This is a genomic window from Paraburkholderia nodosa, from assembly GCF_001718195.1.
In the GTDB taxonomy this organism is placed as follows: Bacteria; Pseudomonadota; Gammaproteobacteria; order Burkholderiales; family Burkholderiaceae; genus Paraburkholderia; species Paraburkholderia nodosa_A.
This window is the reverse complement of record NZ_MCNV01000039.1, coordinates 1-16880: the sequence shown is the minus strand read 5'-3', so window position 1 is coordinate 16880 and position 16880 is coordinate 1. Positions and strand designations below refer to the sequence as shown.

Below are 16880 nucleotides of genomic sequence, written 5' to 3'. Positions count from 1 at the left end.
ATCTCGGATCACAGCGCACTAAAGCGAGCCGTCCACTCAGTAAGGCAGACTGAAATCAGTTCGGCGCAACGCTCGAATTCCGATTTCGGTCGGCGGTATGGATCTTCGACATCAATGTCCAAAAACTCACCGAGGCGAAACACCCTGCCCCGTGTAAAGGAGAACTGGCTTTCGATCTGACGTTTTTGCGCTCCATCCATTGCAAGAATTACGTCGGCCGAGGAACACAGGGAGCGCGCAATCTGTGTCGCACGATGACCGGTGATATCGTGGCCACGTTCGCGCATCACATCACACGCGTATTGCGCAGCGGGCATCCCGACGAGTGCGTTCAGCCCTGCTGAGGCTACCTGTTGCTCCTTGAGAAGCGAACCAAGCATTGCGGCAGCCATCGGGCTACGACAGAGATTCCCTTCACAAACAACCAGGATTGAGTTCATTATTTCGTGACGATCGCGGCGGTCAGACCAGCGTTAATGGCTGGCAACAGGAGGCTCAACACGCGGCTAAAGCGCACCAGGCCATTGCCATCGACATACACAACGTCCTTCGGATGCAGCTCAAACTGGTTTGCGAGAATCATGGCGACCGGAGACGCGGCGTCCAGATGGAAAATTTCCGGTTGCTTTTTTACTCCACCACGAATCACATAAACCTGTGCCGCATCCGCAGTGTTTGAATTGATACTGCCGGCCTGAAGGATTGCCTCGCTGAGCGTCAACCGCCCGTCGCGCATAGGCAAAGCCGTAACAGGCTTGTTCACCTCCCCCATGACATATACGCCGCTGTCTTCGCGCGGTAGCACACGGAGCAGGTCCCCGTCCTGAAGAAGGATGCGTGATGGGTTCTGCCCCCGAACCGCCATTTCCGTCAGGTTTATGCGCTCCGATACGCCGTTGCGCACCAGGACGACGCGACTCTGATCAGCGGTTGACTCGAACCCGCCTGCACGGCTGACAGCGTCGTAGAACGTCATGGGAATATCGTTCAGCGGCTGTGAGCCGGGCGTATGTACTTCGCCTTCGATATAGACTTGCTTCGCACGGTAGGACGCGACCCGCACACTGACCTGTGGGTCCTGGAAGCTCTTGCTGAGCCGCTGCGTCAACAGCACCTGTATCTGCTCCGGCTGTAAACCGGCAACGCGTACTCTGCCCGCATAAGGGAACTGCAACGTCCCGTCCTGGTCAACGACGAAGCCCGGCGGCGCGTCGGCGGCGCGCGTTGTCGCCTGCGGTTGCGCGCCGGCCGCGACCGCGAGTTCAGGGTGATCCCAAACCGTTATCTGTAGTACATCGCCTCGACCGATTGTGTACGGGCGCGGGACAACCGAGATGGCCGAGGTGCCGTTCGGGGAAGCCGCCTGCGCGTCCCTCAACTTCTGGATCAACGCAATGTCGATATTCGTAACGGGCACACCCAGGGCCGCCGTCTGCCCATTCTTTCCGTCAGGTCCGATCTGACTGGCAGCTGAAAGCGTCGCCGGCTGCTCCATGCGCATACCCGGCGAAAGTGAGCACGCGGACAACGCGGCCGCCACCGACAAAACCATTAGTGTCAACCCGCTCCGCCCCCGGCGGAGCTTATCAAGGGAATAGCACGCCCCTTGCCACACACTTCGCATTCGTCTTTCGTACACTCGTCCACTCGTATCTGTTGTGTTGAAGTTCTGGCATGCTCGCGATCCGAAAATGCGAATACGGCGAGCGGACCAGAGATCAGACTTGTAATGCACCTGCCCGCCCCCCCGACAAAAGCGCGACGCCTCTGAGCGAAGAAACGCACCACTCCCGCTAGCTTCCGCCGGTTGGCACGGAACCAGGATCGGACCAACGGTGGTCAGCTGTTGACATCAGTACGCGCCCGAACCACGCAGTACGACGCTGAATGTTCTGGCGAGAATCGATACATCGCGCCATATCGACCAGTTCTTGACGTAGGCAACGTCTAGTGCCACGCGCGTCGCATAATCGGTGTCATTGCGCCCGCTGACCTGCCAAAGTCCGGTCATTCCGGGGCTGGACATCAGGTAGTACCCGACATCGGTCCCATAGCGGGTGAGTTCGGCTTCGACGATTGGTCGCGGACCCACCAGGCTCATCTCGCCCTTCAGGACATTCACCAGCTGTGGCAACTCGTCGAGACTGGTCTTGCGAAGAAAGTGGCCGATTGACGTGATTCGAATGTCATTTTTGAGCTTGAATTCTCTGTCCCATTCGGCACGGGCATCGGCGTCCCGCGCGAGAAGTTCTTTAAGGACCACGTCCGCGTTCGGAATCATCGAGCGGAACTTCAGGCACTTAAAGCGGCGTCCGTTTCTGCCAACCCGCACATGACCGAATATTGCACTTCCCCCGTCACGCCTGACCAACCACGCGAGTCCGAGCAGCGCGGGGGAAAGCAGAATCAGCAGTGCCGCGGCACCAAGGATGTCCACACCACGCTTTATCATCCGGTTTACGACCGCCCCAACCGTGCCCTGTCTCTTATGAGCAGGATCCCTACCATCTGCCACAGCGGGTCGGCAGCGTGCGACGCGCTCGATCTTTCCATAGATCGCGAGCGTAAGCGCTTGGAAAATGAGAAGCCCGATGCCGCTCGTAACCGTCCAGTATGCAAACCACAGACTCGACAGGATTTGCGCCTTGTGCAAGACATACAGCAACAAAGTTGTCGCTCCCTGAACAACGATCCACGCGAGAACCGTTCGGCTGAACAGGTTGAGCGGCGAATATCTCGAGCCAGAGTCGTAGATGCCGCAAGCTGGAAATACGGATAGCGCCAGCGCCGCGGCGAACGCAACAAGCGAGCCATCAAATACGTGGTGTTCAGGTCCTTCCAGCGTACCGCAGAAAAGCGGGACAACTGATCCGAGAACGATCAATCCGACATCTACGGCTCTTCTGAATATCGAGTTCATAATTTCGGTATCCTAATCGAACGCAAGCGAGCGCTAGCGATCCGTAGATCACCAGATCAATTCATACACGTCATGGAAGGAGGTACATCACATGATTGCTGCGTCAGGTGTGGCACCCCACCTGGTCACACTTCAGACTTCAGTTGTACGTGGGTCGTTTCTACCGCACCTGCTTGCGTTGGGCAGTTGAACAAGCCGCCTGTTGTGCTGCGCACCCCAGCGCGATATTCAGTCGGAGTGGTCCCAAGGTGACGGCGAAACAGGTTCGCCATGCAATTTCCCCCGACAAATCCCGTCTGACGCGCAATTTTCTCTATTGACAGGTCCGTTTGTGCGAGCAGCGAGCACGCCCTCTCAAGACGAGCACGTCGCAAGAATTCCCGTGGAGACACCCCTATCTTCTGCTTGAAACGCCTCAGGAAGGTCCGCTCCCTCATGGCCGCGCGCTGTGCCGCCTCTGCTGTTGACACTCGATTTCCACAGGCCAATTGGAGATTTCTCGCGGATACCCGCATCAGTCCTTCAATTCGTGCCTCCCGCTGTACCTTTCTCCCTGGACGATTTCGATAATTCAAAACGATCCCGTTTGTGATCGTTTGCATTGCATTGCTTCCATCGCCACTAGATACAGACATCAGTGCGGAGTCTTTGATAGCCGCCACGCTGCTCACCCGCGTACTCATATGGATCCCCTGTCGATCACTGACGCATCGGAGCGCTTCCAGCCACCGGTTAAGCCTTTCCTGGGTGCTTTGCACTTATCCGCACTATCAAATGCAAATTGAAGCGGGCTATCGACAACGCGCGCCGCCACACGGCTCGAACGTGCTGGTCCGATCAGAATAAATCGGCACACCTTCGAGACGAGGTGAGAAATTCCTTGAACACAGAGACCGGCAAGTGCGCACTTCGCGATCGTCAGTCTTGATCGATCCGACAGCTCATCTTTCGGTTCAAAAATATCTCTAAGTGAATCATCGTCGTTGCGTCGCATCATAACTTCTTTCTCGAATGGCGCAATAACCCTGTCTGAACCCGCCAATGAATTGGCCGTCTGATGCGCATCTGTAAATCTTGATCTGCGATATCAGCATATATTCTATTCGTCGAAATTTGGTTCGTGATACTACGTTATCTTTTCATCCAAAGACGCGATTTCTCATTTCCGGTAGCAAATCACTTAGGCCAAAAGAACGACGACGGACAGGTGAGAAGCAGAGTGACATAAAAAAGGCGCCAGGAGGCGCCTTGATCTTTCGAAGAAACTGCGAGGTCTAGAACCGATGGCGCATGCCGATCGTGACCGCGCCTTGCTTCTGTGTGTTCGAGTCCGCGCTCAGTCCGTTCAGATAAGCCGACACGTGGCCGGAATTCCGGCTGACGTGCTGGAGGTTTCCTTGCAGATAAACATCGGTGCGTTTGGACAGCGCATAGTCTGCCTGCGCCGATACGGTGTTGTAGATCGGATTCACGCCACCGCCAAGGTCAGTACGCGTATAGGTGTACGCCCCGGCGAAGCTAATAGCGGGCGACAACGCGTAACGCACGTTACCTTCAAAATTCTGGAAGCGCGCACTATTAGCCCGGAAAGCTATGCCGCCGGACGCACCGGATTGGCCCGAGGAGATTCCGCCGCCGAGCGCATCTGACAGGTTGGTTTGCGTGTAGACCACGCCGGCGACAACCGGACCAAATGCGTAGCTCAACCCACCACCGAAGGTACGTTGCCGACCAGCAAGGAAGGTCCACTCACCGGTCTGTGCGCCGCTTGCGCTGGAACTCGGCCCGCTATTCCCGAACACGGTCGAGGTAATATCGTTGTTTAACTGGAGGTAGCCGGCGGCGACGGTAAGGCCACTCCACGCGTAGGACGCGCCAAAGCTATAGGCCCGATTGTTCGCGAACTGCGTGCTGTTCGAGAATGAATAGGTAGCGCCAAATTTGAATCCTGCGTAGTTGAGGCTGATGTATTTGACCGTATTATTGAATCTGACTGAGTTGTTCAGATTGTCGTTATCGAATGGATGCGCGGCGATCGTGCCGCCGTATTGGCTACCTGTGATTGAGAGAGGCGCGAGGTAGTCAACCACGCTATCGTACTGCCGGCCAATCGTCACTGCCCCATACTGATCACTCGCGAGACCGACAAACGCTTGTCTTCCGAACATGCGCCCGGATTGCCCGGCAGTACCATTCGCGATACTAAAGCCGTTCTCCAGAGTGAAGATTGCTTTCAGGCCACCGCCAAGATCCTCCGAACCACGCAACCCCCAGCGACTGCCATTGACCGTTCCACTCTTCACCTGCCACGTATTGGCGCCGCCCCGTACATATGTGAAGCCGGCGTCGATCAGGCCATACAGGGTGACGCTGCTTTGCGCCTGGGCTGCCGTCGTCAAATTAGCAGATAGAACTGCTACGGCAGCGATCTTGTATTTCATCTTGCAACCCTATGAATGTACGACTCTATAGAAATCAGTCCACCTGGAATGACTCTGGGTTTGGCAGAAGGGCTCTTCCGATACGTTCCCGGCTCGATCCAGTCTATGGAGAGGAAAAGGTCGGACAGCCGGCCAGTTTATAGTCTCCGTATGCTGGGCGACTATATCATCGGCAATACTTCTCCCACATCGCCAAAACGTTCTTCAATTCCGCCATTTTCCTGATTGAAACGTCGGATATCGCTCGACGACCGCATCGCTCCATCCACTTGCACGTTCGACTCGCGCAGTTATAGTCGAAGCTATCGGTCGGTATGTTAGACCACGGGACGATAGCGATTGAATTGTCGAAAACAGACAAAACTTCGACTGATCTCGCCACAGTCGGGTTTCGATAATTTTCGCTAAGTAGGATGATCCGGTCGTGAGGCCGAAGGTCGGATCGGTCATAAAGATTTTCAATAAAATGGGATGAAGATGGGGCCTTTGATCGGGAATTCCGGGACGTTGCAGCCGGGCAAATACCAAGGTGGGGAGCAAAGGCAAATCGGTCTTGTCTTATGCGATCGATTTGCACTGGCCGATATGGCTATCATTGTCGAAGCTTTCCGTGCCTTGAACGCGGCCATGATGAGGCATGAGACACACGCTGTCCGGTACGACGTACGACTCCTCTCTTCGGCGGGCGGCAGGATAACCAGTTCGTCTTCGGTATGTGTCTGGACGGATAGCGTTGAGAGCCTCGTTGCCGCGGACTCGTTCCGCGCGATTATGCTTTCCGGTGGTAGTGGAATCCGCGACTTACTGCGAGACAATCAATTTTCGAGGTGGTTGCATCGCGTGCAGGAGAACTGCGATCTGCTCGTCGCGATTGGCGAGAGCAGCGTTGCCCTCGCACAGATGGGAAGATTGACACACGATATCGCGCTTGCAAGCCTGAACAGTCATCCCTGCAAGAATCGCCAGACTCAGGTGATTTCCGCCGACGGTGCGATTTCGGCTGCGCTCGCGGTCATCAAAGGCGAACACGGCGATGTTATTGCCACGCAAATTGCGAAGTCCATAGATCCACCGTTCAGCCCGGGTTTGACGGATGACATCCGACGCGGCATCGCAGCGACACTCAGTCAACCGATTCAGGATGCAGCACATTGGATCTGTGCGAATGGCAATCGGGATATCTCGCTGGACGAGGTAGCGCAAATCGCCGCTATGAGCAGTCGTAATTTCCTGCGGCGGTTTAAGCAGGAGGTGGGAATGAAGCCTTCGGAGTATCTACTGAAAGTCCGCCTCGACATGGCATGTCGGCTTCTTGCGCAGACCCGTCTTCCGGTCGAAAAGATTGCGCGACGCAGCGGGATAAACGGCGGGGGCAGACTATCGAAACTCTTTCGCGAACATCTTCAACTCACGCCAACCGAGTACCGTGTGGAGCATTCGGATATGGAGCATGACCGGAAGCGATCAGGAGGTTGAACGACGATCGACCGCACCTTTTCCTGTGCGAAAATCCTCACCGGACTCCCGGCGCGCATCGGTCTCGGAGACGAGCCGGAAATTCAACAAGCTGCAGCGAACCGTCAAAAAAAGCGACGCATACCAACACCGCCCGCAAAGCGAGTCGCTGCGTCACGCCAGTTTCTTTTTCTCTCGGTATTCAGTTGGCGTCAGTGAAAAGTGCTTTCGGAAAAGCTTTGAGAGAGAGCCACCACCACTCAATCCGCAGCGGCGGGCAATCTTTTCAACCGGCAAGTCGGTTTCGACCAGCAGCTGGCAGCAGAGCTCCAATCTGGAGTACATGAGGTACTCGGAAGGGGTTATGCCGATTTCGATCTTGAACCGGCGCAGAAAGTTGCGCTCGCTCATCGCTGCGATTTGCGCGACCTCTGCAATCGAGACTGATCTTTCGCCGTTTTCTTCGATCCATCGGGCAGACTCGAGTATGCGTTCGCTCGCACTGTTTGACGCGCGCTCACGCGCTGCTGACATCAATCCGATTTCTTGACGACCGGGCACCGTGATATCGGTAATCGCCCTCGGAATAGTCGCCCCAAGGTCTTGCCTGATGAGTTGTAGCGCACGCTGGACTGGCCCGTTGAATGGCTCGATATAGGCGTGAGCGGGCCTGCGCGCGATACCGTCGTCGGCGTTTCTGCCGGCGGCCCACAGGCCCGACTGAGCTGAAACCCCGGCGATTGTCAGCAGCACCTTCGAGTCTGACATGGGGATCAGGTTGGCGGCCTGGCTGCTGACAATCCGGATGCGTTCCAACGTCGTCTCGTTGCCGGACAGCGCACTGTTTCCGGGTCCGGCGATGAACAGGGCATCAATTGGATCACCCTCATCCGTTTGTTCGAGACTTTCGGTCCAGACAGACACCGCCGATGAGCTCTCGAGTCGCCCGCCCTCGAGGGACGTTAGATGAACGTCGTAGAGCGGATGGACGCTCCTCGCATCGTGGGATAAGGAGTTGCGATTGGCTGCATGGAATACCTCAAGGACCGTCGCAACCTCGGAGAGGCGGAATCCTGAGAAGAGAAGAAAAATTATCCTCTTTCTCAACCCCGGAACTGGAACTTCGCCTGAGTGGCCACCGCGAGCAATACTGTGACTAACGAAATTCACCATCGCACACCCCGATATTAGACCTATTTTCGGCTTTCATTTAGCCGAATTCCTCGAAGGCACTATCGTACCTAACTTACAGTCATTTCCCGCCATCGGTGGCGAAATAGTTACACGTCTTGTCGGACTAGAACTAATCGACAAGAAAGCCAAAGTTTTCGAGATCACGCAAAAGCATTTAAATACAGTGTGTTAGCGATTACTTCGCGTTGGCCTTGAGGAGATTTTCAGTATTTTTTACCTGTCGAATGCTAACTGATGCCCTTCCATTTAATTTCGATCGTCACACACATGCTTTCTGCATTTTATGCAATGCTGCTATCCTTTTAGCCAGGCAGTCCGCGATATGCTATTAGCATATTTCCAAATTAATGTGCGGCCAGCGATCGTGGCTTTATCACATTGTCCGGGGCTGGCGGGAATAAGAAAGACAGGGCGCGCTATCACGGCCACGTGTCCCCAGAGACGAATCATCGACTACGCGGTGCACTTGTATCGTTGGCTCAAGTCGGTTTGCGCGACATCAAGCAACTGCGGCTTGAGCGCGAGGTAGCCATGGCCTGCGATACGGCCCGCCGCTGGCACACGAAACTCAGTGCCGGCATCGCGCAGTGCGCCGGGGTTGCCCGGCGCGAGCCAAGGCAGCATGCAGCGCCTGGAAGAGGCGTTCGTGGCGCTGCACGGCGAGCAGCACGTGTGGTGGCGCCGCGGACGAAATGGCAGTGAGGCTGGACATGCTGCGGCAAGAGCGCCGCGAGAAGGCTGTGTCAAAGCTTCCTGCAGCGGACGTCAGCATTCGAATCCAACGCTGCGCAGGAGCGCCACGGAAGGTTTTCGCAGTTATCCGGGCAGCGAAGGCGAAAAGTCCGGAGTGTTCCGGCGTGGAGCAAGTGCTCGTTAATGCTTCGAGCGCGTGTAATCGGAACGAAATCAGTCCACAACCCATGCTCGGGCGCGAACGGCAGTTGCGGAGCAAGCCGCAGCGCATGCGGTCCTTTCTGTGCTACCCGATCCAATCCGGCCGCACTTTGCCTTGCAATGCCACCGAATGACGGCCTCTGTCAACGCGCCCAACTCGAGGCGAGCGGCTGACGCCGCGCGAGATTGAACAATCGGCGAAGCAGCAGCCGGCAGCCCACATTCGTAAGGATGCCGATGCGACATCAGATAAACCGCCCCTCTCCAACAACGCGGCAAACCTGAGATGAGTCTTCTTCAATACGGAGAGGAGCGCCCCATGGAATATCGGTGCAGGGGCAATAGGTTCCCGCGTGCTCGATTGTCCGCGATGCTCGGTGCCGGACATTCCCAGATTATGAGAAATAGCGAACCCTGCTTGTTACGACAAACGGGCATCGGTGTGCTATCGGCATCCGGAGATAAAAATTTAGGGTTTTCGGGAGTGCCCCAGGACAATTCCCAGGAATTATTAATTCTGACACTTTTTACGGTCGAGATCGCGTAGACTCCCTGGTATTCAATTGCGCGCGGTCCTTCCGGAAGGGCATCATCAAGCGGGTCCGTGTGGCGGTTGATGAAACACCGCCTTACGTTTCACCTGTGGGTGCCAATGACCTATGAAAATCGCAATCCTTGAATCCGATGTCGAAGAGTTAGACAGAACCCTCGAAATGCTTTCTGCCTCCGGGCATTTGTGTTTCGGAGTGGGGAGCGATGACGGCGTGCGGCGGGTGCTTGACGATGTGTCGGTCGATCTGTTTCTTATCGACTGGACGGATCCCGACGGTGTGCGCTACGAGACGCTTACCCACCTCTCGCAGTGCGCGCCCGGTGTACCCGTCGTGTTGTGCGTTGCACCGCATACTCCTGATTCCGTGATCAACTCCGGCATGCAGTGTGGTGCAAGCCTAGTGCTCGAAAAACCGGTACGCGGCGTGGACTCACTCACGTGCCTGCACACCTTGAGCAACGACAGCTTCCCATCGGTTTTCGCCGCAGGCACTCACGTCATGTGAGCGCCGATGGTAGGAACGCGCTCCCGCAGAGACACCCGCCCCCTCAACGATGATGTAAGGCCGTTCCCGTTTGCCCAGCCAGCGTTGCTGATCTTCCGTAGTCTGCCCGAAGCCCGTCATGCGCTCACGGACGTGCCGAGCGTGTGCGTGGCTTCGCCCCCGGGTGGACACTTCCCTTGATGAGCTCATACAGGTGGCTTTCAGCGCTATGCCAGAGAGCCTGTAACTGCCTTGCCACCGCATCGGCAAGTGTAAGTGGTCGTGCCGGTAACAGATGACCACAGCGAGCGCACTCGCATGCGGCCGGAATGAGTTGCCGCGATATTTGCGATTCTGGATACTTTTCGCGCTTCACTCGCAATAAGGTATTTCAACACCTTGACTGTTGGGTGGTCCACATTTCCCGAAAGATATCGAGCAATAGTGGCGAATAGCATATTTATTGCTTATGATCCGATCTCAGTTCAAAATAGATACATAAATAATTTCTGAATCTGCGCAGTGCGTTCAGCATGCGGCGAATGCCGCCAGACACTTCACGAACGTGTGGTGATTCTTCTTCTTTTTCCATTGGCTTGGGTATTCGACTCAACGTAAGCCAATACGACCATTGAAAAGCGGGGTACTGATGGAGTGCGGAGGTGGCGGTCAACGAAGTCGCGTCGTGGAGTTTTGTGCCTCGCCCGAACCGGGCACAGCCAGGAAGATTGGAGCATTCCTCTGTAGCGGCTTTTCGCTTTCCGGACTGGCGTCCGTGCTTGAGTTGTTTCAGTCAGCCAATGCGCTGGCACACGCGAACTATGCCGGCAATGGACATGCCGAATACGATGTTTCCCTGCTATCCATTACCGGCGGGCGTGTCGAAAGTTCATCCTCCGTGTCTGTCTGGACGGACAGGGTTGAGGATCGGCATCATGCCGGAAAATTTCACACGCTGTTCATTGCTGGCGGAGTTGCACTGCGACACGTGCTGCGCGATGAGCGCGTGTTACGTTGGCTGCGCCTTGAATGCTCGCGCTGCGAGGCTGTCGTTCCGATCGGGGAAGGCCGAGCGCTGCTAGAAGCGGCAGGAATCGAGTGGGCTGGCAGCGCGTTAGATTGCGCGATGCGAACAAACGCTCGGGACTGCCTTATCGAAAACGAGTTCCCGGACACGAACACTGCCCTCCTGCGAGAGGCACTCTTGCTGATCGAACTGGACCTCGGAAGCGATCTTGCACGCGAGGTGGCAAGCCAGGTCATGCCGCGTCACCCGCGGACCGGTCCTACCGCGGCGATCCGCACGAATGTCTCAGGCCGGGTGAGCCTGCGCATCCAGGCATCCGTACATTGGTTGGAAGCCAATGGTGATCGCCAGGTGACGATAGAAGACGCGGCACAGGTCGCCGCAATGAGCGAACGCAACTTTTTGCGTCGCTTCAAGATCGAAATGGGCATCACTCCCTCGGACTACCTGCTCCACATGCGGATCAATATGAGTTGTCGCTTGCTGGTCGATACCGACCTACCCGTCGACAAGATTGCGCGACGATGCGGGCTTGGCACTGGCGGACGGCTCGCGAAACTGTTCCGCAAACATCTCTCCACGACACCGACGGAGTATCGGACCAGACGCGGTCATACGGTTGGGTAGCATCCCTTTTGCCGGAATCCTGCGGCAGATGGGGCCCGCCAGCATAAATGCCGGTTCGGCGCCGGTCTGTGCCGTGCAACGCGAAACGGGAGATTCCCCCGTCGTTTGCGGAAATGAAGACACTCGCGAATGCCAGGAGAGTGGCGGAAATCAGGTAGAGATTGACGTACCGGTTTCGAGGATTTTCGCTTATCTTATGCGTTGTGGTTGAAATCGGGACCCTCGTTTTGTGAGTCCCATTGGGGGCGCCTGACGGAGCGTTTCCGTGTGCTTGCGGGTGAAAGCTGCCTGGGCGCCATGGGTCCGGTGCGACTGATCAATCCTGCACTATGCCGGTACAGCGGGCCCCACCCAGATGCCCTCTTTCGACTATCCACAAAGTCGCACCGGCTATCAACGTCTGCCAAGATAATTGCAATCCTCGAGCCAGACATTGGCGAACTTGACCATACCCTTCAAATACTTTCTTCCGTGGGGCACCTATGTTTCGGGACGAGGAGTGATGAAGGGCTGCGACGCTTGCTTGAAGACGTTTCAATTGACCTCTTCCTGCTTGATTGGAGTGAACCGGACCGCAGACGATATGAAACACTGCGATATCTCGCCCGACGCGAATTCGTCGGGCCTATCGTCTTGCTCACTTCGGCTCAGACCGCGTGCGGTGTAATTAACTCAGGTCTGGAATGCGGAGCGGACGTCCACGTGAACAAGCCGCTCTCCGAAGGAGCGTCTCTCGCTCCCTTGCATGCGCTGAGCAGCGGTCCGTGCTACGCGATGCGTGCTCCGAGCAGTCAAATGATGTGATTCCATACAGCACGGCGCGTTCGCCTAGAAGTGCCGTGACGGCTATGGAAGGTCGCTTGCCAGGAGATCACCAGTCCATGTTGGCGAGTCCAGGTCGAACTCCCGCCATGAGCTACCGGCCGACTCAAACACCCCATCCCTAATTCCCTGTCCGATCGCGGTTCTCACAAGTGCTTCACTTGACAACCGACGACTCCTCGCCAGTTTGACTCTCGGTATCTCGAAGGCGACTACCATCGCTTCCGAGTCCATGCGAGAGAGCAAGACGTAGAGATCTCTCGAATAGTGAGCCACATAGACTGAATCGTCGAATTCATTTTCGGGAATACGGAAGCTGAAGGAAGAGTTTTTTCCTGAAATTTCCATTGCGTTCGGTCTCCCCGGTATCGAGCAACTTTCGGGGAAAGGGGTTGATCAAACATCATTTCTTACGTACACGCTTCAATCGGGTCCGAGATTTGGTATGGTATGCCGCCCAGAGACGCGTGATAGCGCCTAGTCAAAGCCTCCTGCCATGCGTGCCTCTAATACCTGACCGACGTTAAATATCTAACACAGCTTGAACCGACAAGAGTGTAATATTAATCAGCATCTTGTCCTCGACGTCGAGAACGTTTGCGTGTCCGCGCAAGAGTTCCGCCATCGAGTCGCCGACCTGTCGAATCTCCAGGTCTGTTGGTCTAGCGATCGGCCATACGTGCATCAGATACGCAAGTGGAATCACATTACGCTCCGTACACCAACGCTCAAAGAGTGCCGCGCAAGAGACCTCTACAGCGCTGAATTTATCGAACTGCGCGTCGCGTGCGACTTCAGGACACGCGCCTGCACCCGATCGCGAGTCATGGTTGGCTATTTTCGCGATATCGATTGAATGGCTCATATCGTAGAGCTTGTAGTCATGGATGAGTGATCGCTTAACGATCGCTTTCCAACGGGAACGCACCGTCCAGGAATTGGCAGCTTAAACACGCCTTTGTACCGATCGGTCGTCACGCGCTGCGGACTCATTGTGCTAAAAGTACTCCGCAACATTAAAGTCAACACAATTGCGCTGCCTCCTGTCTGTGACAGGCAATCCCGCAATACGCCAATCGATGTTGAGATCTGCGTCATCCCAGCAAATCGTGCGCTCCGAATCAGGCAGACGCGCCGAGGATGCCTTTGAAAGCACCTCCGCGACGTCTGATCGAACGATGTACCCATGCGCGAATCCTGGCGGTATCCAGAGCTGGCGACAGTTTGATGCTGACAGGGACTCGCCCGTCCATCGCCCAAAAGCAACTGACGTCCGACGCAGATCGAGAGCCACGGCGTATATTTCGCCGGAGAGCACTCTCAAAACAACGCCGCGCGGATTTTGAACCTGGTAGGTCAGTCCGATCAACGCATTATGGGGGCAAACAGCCTGCTCATCATGAGTGAAAAGATACCCGTAGGAGACGTTCGCATTGAACCAGTCCTGATCAAAGCTTCTAAAGAACGCGCCTGTTGATCGGGCTTCAATCTGGGGCTCGAATACTTTAACGTCACGAAGGCCAGTATTCCCAAGGCGAAAGGACATCCTTTTTCTCTGTGTGTTCCTGATGGTCTTCTACGATTCCAACTTTTCCGATTCTTCTCTGACTATGCCATGAAATCCACCGAGGCACGTGATTCATACCAGCCAATACGTTATCCGTTTCCGCCAAAACTATGCAGTTTCGTCATGCACATCGCATGGCACACTGTTGTGCAGACAGTAGATATTCCAGCGAGATAGCACCCGTTGCAATGCATGTGGTTTAAACCGCCAATATATTGGTCTGATCGGCCAAGCATCCGTCGAATTTAATAGCCCATGTATGATGCATCGCGATGAAAATTAAGTCATCGTCACAGGTTATATCAATTTCAAGCACCTGATAACAGTAGAGGGATGAAGATGGGCGACATCGGTGCCGGGGGTGCTGAGAGGGGAAATGTCGTTTCTGGCGCGAGAGGGCCGAAATCCGGAGCCACGAGAAGCATCGGCGTGCTGCTCTACAGAGGCTTTTCCCTACTCTCGATCGGAGTCGTTCCTGAGATCTTTCAGCTCGCCAATGAAATCGCGAAGCAACAATGCAATGGCGGATTACTCTATGACGTCAAGCTATATTCCGCACAGGGTGGCGATGTTGAGTGCTCGTCCTCTGTCAACGTGTGGACACAGGAATGCGACACGACGAAAAGTGTGGGCTTTGATGCACTATTTATCGCGGACGGCAGCGACTTGATCGAAGTGACGCGCGACGAGCGTGTTCGACAATGGCTTCGGGTCACCATTCCGGCAACGAAAATCGTTTCCGGAATTGGAAAGGCGGCGGATCTGATCGACATGATGCAGCTCCGTCCCGACTCGTACCACAGCGGTCTGCTTCAACTCGATTCTGATGCGTCTCCCACAAAAATTCCGACCAGCCGGGGAAATCGCTATGAACCGACCAAGACGGCTCTTGCGCTTATCGGATGGGATCTCGGTCCGGAAGCAGTGAGAGACATCTCACGCAAGCTCTCTGGAAATGGTTTTGCAACGCTTACCCCTCTAATAGCTGACGCGCGAGCTGACACTGCAATTGAGAAGGTCCGTGCATCCGCTCGCTGGCTTAAGGAGAACTGCAATCGGCCGATATCTGTAAGCGACGCGGTCAACATCTCGGCTATGAGCGAGCGCAATTTCCTTCGATGCTTCAAGCAGGAGATAGGCGTCACGCCTTCCGAGTACCTGCTGCAGGCACGACTTGATCTGACCTCGCGCATGCTGGCAGAGACCGATTTCTCAATCGACAGAATCGCGAAAAGTTGCGGCTGGACAAACGGGGATCGTCTCGCAAAGATCTTCCGGCGGCGATTCTCCCTGACACCTTCTGAGTTTCGGCAACGTGAACGACGCAATTCGTAATGCGAGTAGAAGGTGCGTCTACAACGAATGACGCTCAAGGTTCCCCTTCACCCCCCCCGGGGGTAAGATCAGTTCGTCGCACCATAGAGGAAGATCTTGAGGATTCTTCTTTCCCTGCGCGCGTCTCCTCGCGCGGATGCTTGCTTCGAGCACCCTGCTTCTGCCCAGATCGGATCATTCTCTGGAAATTCAGGCTGTTCGTGCGCCATGCATCGATTTCGCCCAAATGACGGCTCTGCTGCATGGGCAAGTGACAGCAGCTATTTCTTGAGTGGATGCGTATCCCCCACTACGGGGAAAAACGCGTTCCACACCGCTCGTACGCCCTGTGCGGCGGCAGCCTGCGCGTCCATGTGCTCGCTGTCGGCCGAGTCCCCCGGATCCGCACTCAGACCACGCCAGTGCGTGAACGGAACCACGGGTTGCTCCGTCCAATGTCCGTCGATAAAGCGGGAGAATGCCGTATCTCCGGTCGTGAGCCTGACTTCGTACCAGCCCTCACGGGCCGGCGCATAGTCGTCCAATGGGAACCATCCTATGGTATCGATTTCCATTTGTGCCCCAGATTCGAAGCCATTACGCATGCATGACAGCACGCGGCGTACCTGTTTCCTCCAACGACACGCAGCATGCTGTGGCCGCGAATACCATCATGATAGAACCCTGCGGACTGCGTAATCACCGGCATGATGATAACCATGCCATCCGCGATGATGCCCCTCCTCTCGCGCAACTCCCCTGATGTTGTCTCTGGTTGCGATGACTTCACGCGTCGCGAGATTCGCAGCGGTCAGCATAGCGACCCGGGCACTAACCTTCAGTTTGCGCATAGACTGTTGAAGATGCATTTCGCAGAACCACACGCGGGCGCTATGATTGGCCAGTCATAGTCCGAAGGGAAAGGGAGTTCATCGTAATGTTGAGCTTACGTATACATTTCTGGTCGATCGCGGCAACCCTGATAGCGTTTGTGGCGTCACTCTGGATCAATCAGGAGGTGTTTGCGCATACGTCGTTTGTACGGGGCATCAACTGGATATTCCTTCCTTCCGGCATACGGCTTTTGAGCACGCTACTGGTTGGTGCCGACGGTTTCCTTGGCTTGCTGCTTGCTGGTCTGTTAACGGATTTTCTTTACTGGTTCCCGCATGACCCTGTGAGAGCGATCGCTGGCGCGATACTTGGGTCAGCGGCTCCGTATCTGGTCTACAGGTTCGCGAGAGAGTATTACGGCTTGCGCGCATCGTTGACGAATCTCACGCCTGTCACGGGGCGGCGTAATCGAGCCGGGGATGGGCGGCGTAATGGAGCCAGCAGAAACGGGGGTAAAGCGCAGATTCGAACGGCTTCAAGAATGCCGTTTTTTGCCCGATTTGGCAACCGCGTTTTCACTGCTCGCCGGCATCGGTTTGGGCTTGCGGAAGCTCTCGCCCTCGATCACGACGCGATAGGCGCCGTGGCGTAGCCGGTCCAGCGTCGCGGCGCCCAGGATGCGGTTGTCGGGAAACGCGTCGCCCCATTCGCTCAGATCTAAATTTGACGTGACGATCGAAGCCGCTCG

General features: G+C 55.7%; 15 protein-coding genes and 1 pseudogene. 5 read left to right on the top strand and 11 right to left on the bottom strand.

The features are described 5' to 3' along the window. Positions 1-8: 8 nt before the first annotated feature. From BFD71_RS35705 to BFD71_RS35690, 5 genes are all read right to left on the bottom strand, one after another. Positions 9-443, bottom strand: coding sequence for a low molecular weight protein-tyrosine-phosphatase (locus BFD71_RS35705; RefSeq protein ID WP_069268919.1), 435 nt, complete (start codon positions 441-443; stop codon positions 9-11). After that, complete coding sequence (locus BFD71_RS35700; protein WP_256095063.1) at positions 440-1552, bottom strand: polysaccharide biosynthesis/export family protein; 1113 nt, start codon at positions 1550-1552, stop codon at positions 440-442. Before BFD71_RS35700 ends, BFD71_RS35705 begins: the two co-directional genes overlap by 4 nt. A gap of 300 nt (positions 1553-1852) precedes the next feature. Then, the gene (locus BFD71_RS35695) at positions 1853-2920 is read right to left on the bottom strand and encodes a sugar transferase (protein ID WP_069268917.1); all 1068 of its coding nucleotides are present in this window, start codon (positions 2918-2920) and stop codon (positions 1853-1855) included. A 125-nt stretch (positions 2921-3045) separates the two neighbouring features. Continuing rightward, positions 3046-3435, bottom strand: coding sequence for a helix-turn-helix domain-containing protein (locus BFD71_RS42920; RefSeq protein WP_370684340.1), 390 nt, complete (start codon positions 3433-3435; stop codon positions 3046-3048). Between the two features lie 759 nt (positions 3436-4194). Further along, positions 4195-5361, bottom strand: a complete 1167-nt coding sequence (locus BFD71_RS35690) for a porin (protein WP_069268916.1) — start codon at positions 5359-5361, stop codon at positions 4195-4197. A 471-nt stretch (positions 5362-5832) separates the two neighbouring features. Between BFD71_RS35690 and BFD71_RS35685 the strand changes: the two genes are divergently transcribed. Then, a complete protein-coding gene (locus BFD71_RS35685; protein WP_083245660.1) occupies positions 5833-6837 on the top strand; it encodes a GlxA family transcriptional regulator in 1005 nt (334 codons plus the stop codon). Positions 6838-6990: 153 nt separating this feature from the next. On the opposite strand, the gene BFD71_RS35680 is transcribed toward BFD71_RS35685, so the two are convergent. After that, positions 6991-7740, bottom strand: a complete 750-nt coding sequence (locus BFD71_RS35680) for a helix-turn-helix domain-containing protein (RefSeq protein ID WP_176733005.1) — start codon at positions 7738-7740, stop codon at positions 6991-6993. Between the two features lie 723 nt (positions 7741-8463). Continuing rightward, positions 8464-8634, bottom strand: coding sequence for a hypothetical protein (locus BFD71_RS41705; protein ID WP_176733004.1), 171 nt, complete (start codon positions 8632-8634; stop codon positions 8464-8466). 929 nt (positions 8635-9563) lie between these two features. On the opposite strand from BFD71_RS41705, the gene BFD71_RS35675 reads away from it, so the two are divergent. Both BFD71_RS35675 and BFD71_RS35670 read left to right on the top strand, forming a co-directional pair. Then, complete coding sequence (locus BFD71_RS35675; protein WP_069268914.1) at positions 9564-9962, top strand: response regulator; 399 nt, start codon at positions 9564-9566, stop codon at positions 9960-9962. A 754-nt stretch (positions 9963-10716) separates the two neighbouring features. Further along, positions 10717-11595: a helix-turn-helix domain-containing protein gene (locus BFD71_RS35670; protein WP_256095062.1), complete on the top strand. Its 879-nt coding sequence runs from the start codon at positions 10717-10719 to the stop codon at positions 11593-11595. A gap of 1345 nt (positions 11596-12940) precedes the next feature. Here the strand turns inward: BFD71_RS35670 and BFD71_RS41015 are convergent. Both BFD71_RS41015 and BFD71_RS39825 read right to left on the bottom strand, forming a co-directional pair. Further along, positions 12941-13282 carry a hypothetical protein gene (locus BFD71_RS41015; RefSeq protein ID WP_141710911.1) on the bottom strand — a complete coding sequence of 114 codons (342 nt, stop codon included), beginning with the start codon at positions 13280-13282 and terminating at the stop codon, positions 12941-12943. Positions 13283-13414: 132 nt separating this feature from the next. After that, the gene (locus BFD71_RS39825) at positions 13415-13963 is read right to left on the bottom strand and encodes a dTDP-4-dehydrorhamnose 3,5-epimerase family protein (RefSeq protein WP_083245658.1); all 549 of its coding nucleotides are present in this window, start codon (positions 13961-13963) and stop codon (positions 13415-13417) included. Between the two features lie 360 nt (positions 13964-14323). On the opposite strand from BFD71_RS39825, the gene BFD71_RS35665 reads away from it, so the two are divergent. Next, a complete protein-coding gene (locus BFD71_RS35665; RefSeq protein ID WP_069268948.1) occupies positions 14324-15319 on the top strand; it encodes a GlxA family transcriptional regulator in 996 nt (331 codons plus the stop codon). A gap of 260 nt (positions 15320-15579) precedes the next feature. On the opposite strand, the gene BFD71_RS35660 is transcribed toward BFD71_RS35665, so the two are convergent. Beyond that, positions 15580-15873, bottom strand: a complete 294-nt coding sequence (locus BFD71_RS35660) for a hypothetical protein (protein ID WP_069268912.1) — start codon at positions 15871-15873, stop codon at positions 15580-15582. A gap of 362 nt (positions 15874-16235) precedes the next feature. Between BFD71_RS35660 and BFD71_RS42475 the strand changes: the two are divergent. Next, positions 16236-16583, top strand: a pseudogene (locus BFD71_RS42475) (hypothetical protein); the annotation flags it as partial. Positions 16584-16667: 84 nt separating this feature from the next. On the opposite strand, the gene BFD71_RS35650 reads toward BFD71_RS42475, so the two are convergent. Beyond that, positions 16668-16880: ATP-binding protein (locus BFD71_RS35650; RefSeq protein WP_176732986.1), on the bottom strand; the 213-nt coding region annotated here is incomplete at its 5' end.

What these genes read in the sequence shown, in the direction of transcription:
- BFD71_RS39825 (WP_083245658.1), bottom strand. Translation starts at nt 13,963, where the DNA reads ATGTCCTTTCGCCTTGGGAATACTGGCCTTCGTGACGTTAAAGTATTC.
- BFD71_RS35690 (WP_069268916.1), bottom strand. Translation starts at nt 5,361, where the DNA reads ATGAAATACAAGATCGCTGCCGTAGCAGTTCTATCTGCTAATTTGACG.
- BFD71_RS35700 (WP_256095063.1), bottom strand. Translation starts at nt 1,552, where the DNA reads ATGGTTTTGTCGGTGGCGGCCGCGTTGTCCGCGTGCTCACTTTCGCCG.
- BFD71_RS41015 (WP_141710911.1), bottom strand. Translation starts at nt 13,282, where the DNA reads ATGAGCCATTCAATCGATATCGCGAAAATAGCCAACCATGACTCGCGA.
- BFD71_RS35665 (WP_069268948.1), top strand. Translation starts at nt 14,324, where the DNA reads ATGGGCGACATCGGTGCCGGGGGTGCTGAGAGGGGAAATGTCGTTTCT.
- BFD71_RS35675 (WP_069268914.1), top strand. Translation starts at nt 9,564, where the DNA reads ATGAAAATCGCAATCCTTGAATCCGATGTCGAAGAGTTAGACAGAACC.
- BFD71_RS41705 (WP_176733004.1), bottom strand. Translation starts at nt 8,634, where the DNA reads ATGCTGCCTTGGCTCGCGCCGGGCAACCCCGGCGCACTGCGCGATGCC.
- BFD71_RS35695 (WP_069268917.1), bottom strand. Translation starts at nt 2,920, where the DNA reads ATGAACTCGATATTCAGAAGAGCCGTAGATGTCGGATTGATCGTTCTC.
- BFD71_RS35685 (WP_083245660.1), top strand. Translation starts at nt 5,833, where the DNA reads ATGAAGATGGGGCCTTTGATCGGGAATTCCGGGACGTTGCAGCCGGGC.
- BFD71_RS42920 (WP_370684340.1), bottom strand. Translation starts at nt 3,435, where the DNA reads ATGCGGGTATCCGCGAGAAATCTCCAATTGGCCTGTGGAAATCGAGTG.
- BFD71_RS35660 (WP_069268912.1), bottom strand. Translation starts at nt 15,873, where the DNA reads ATGGAAATCGATACCATAGGATGGTTCCCATTGGACGACTATGCGCCG.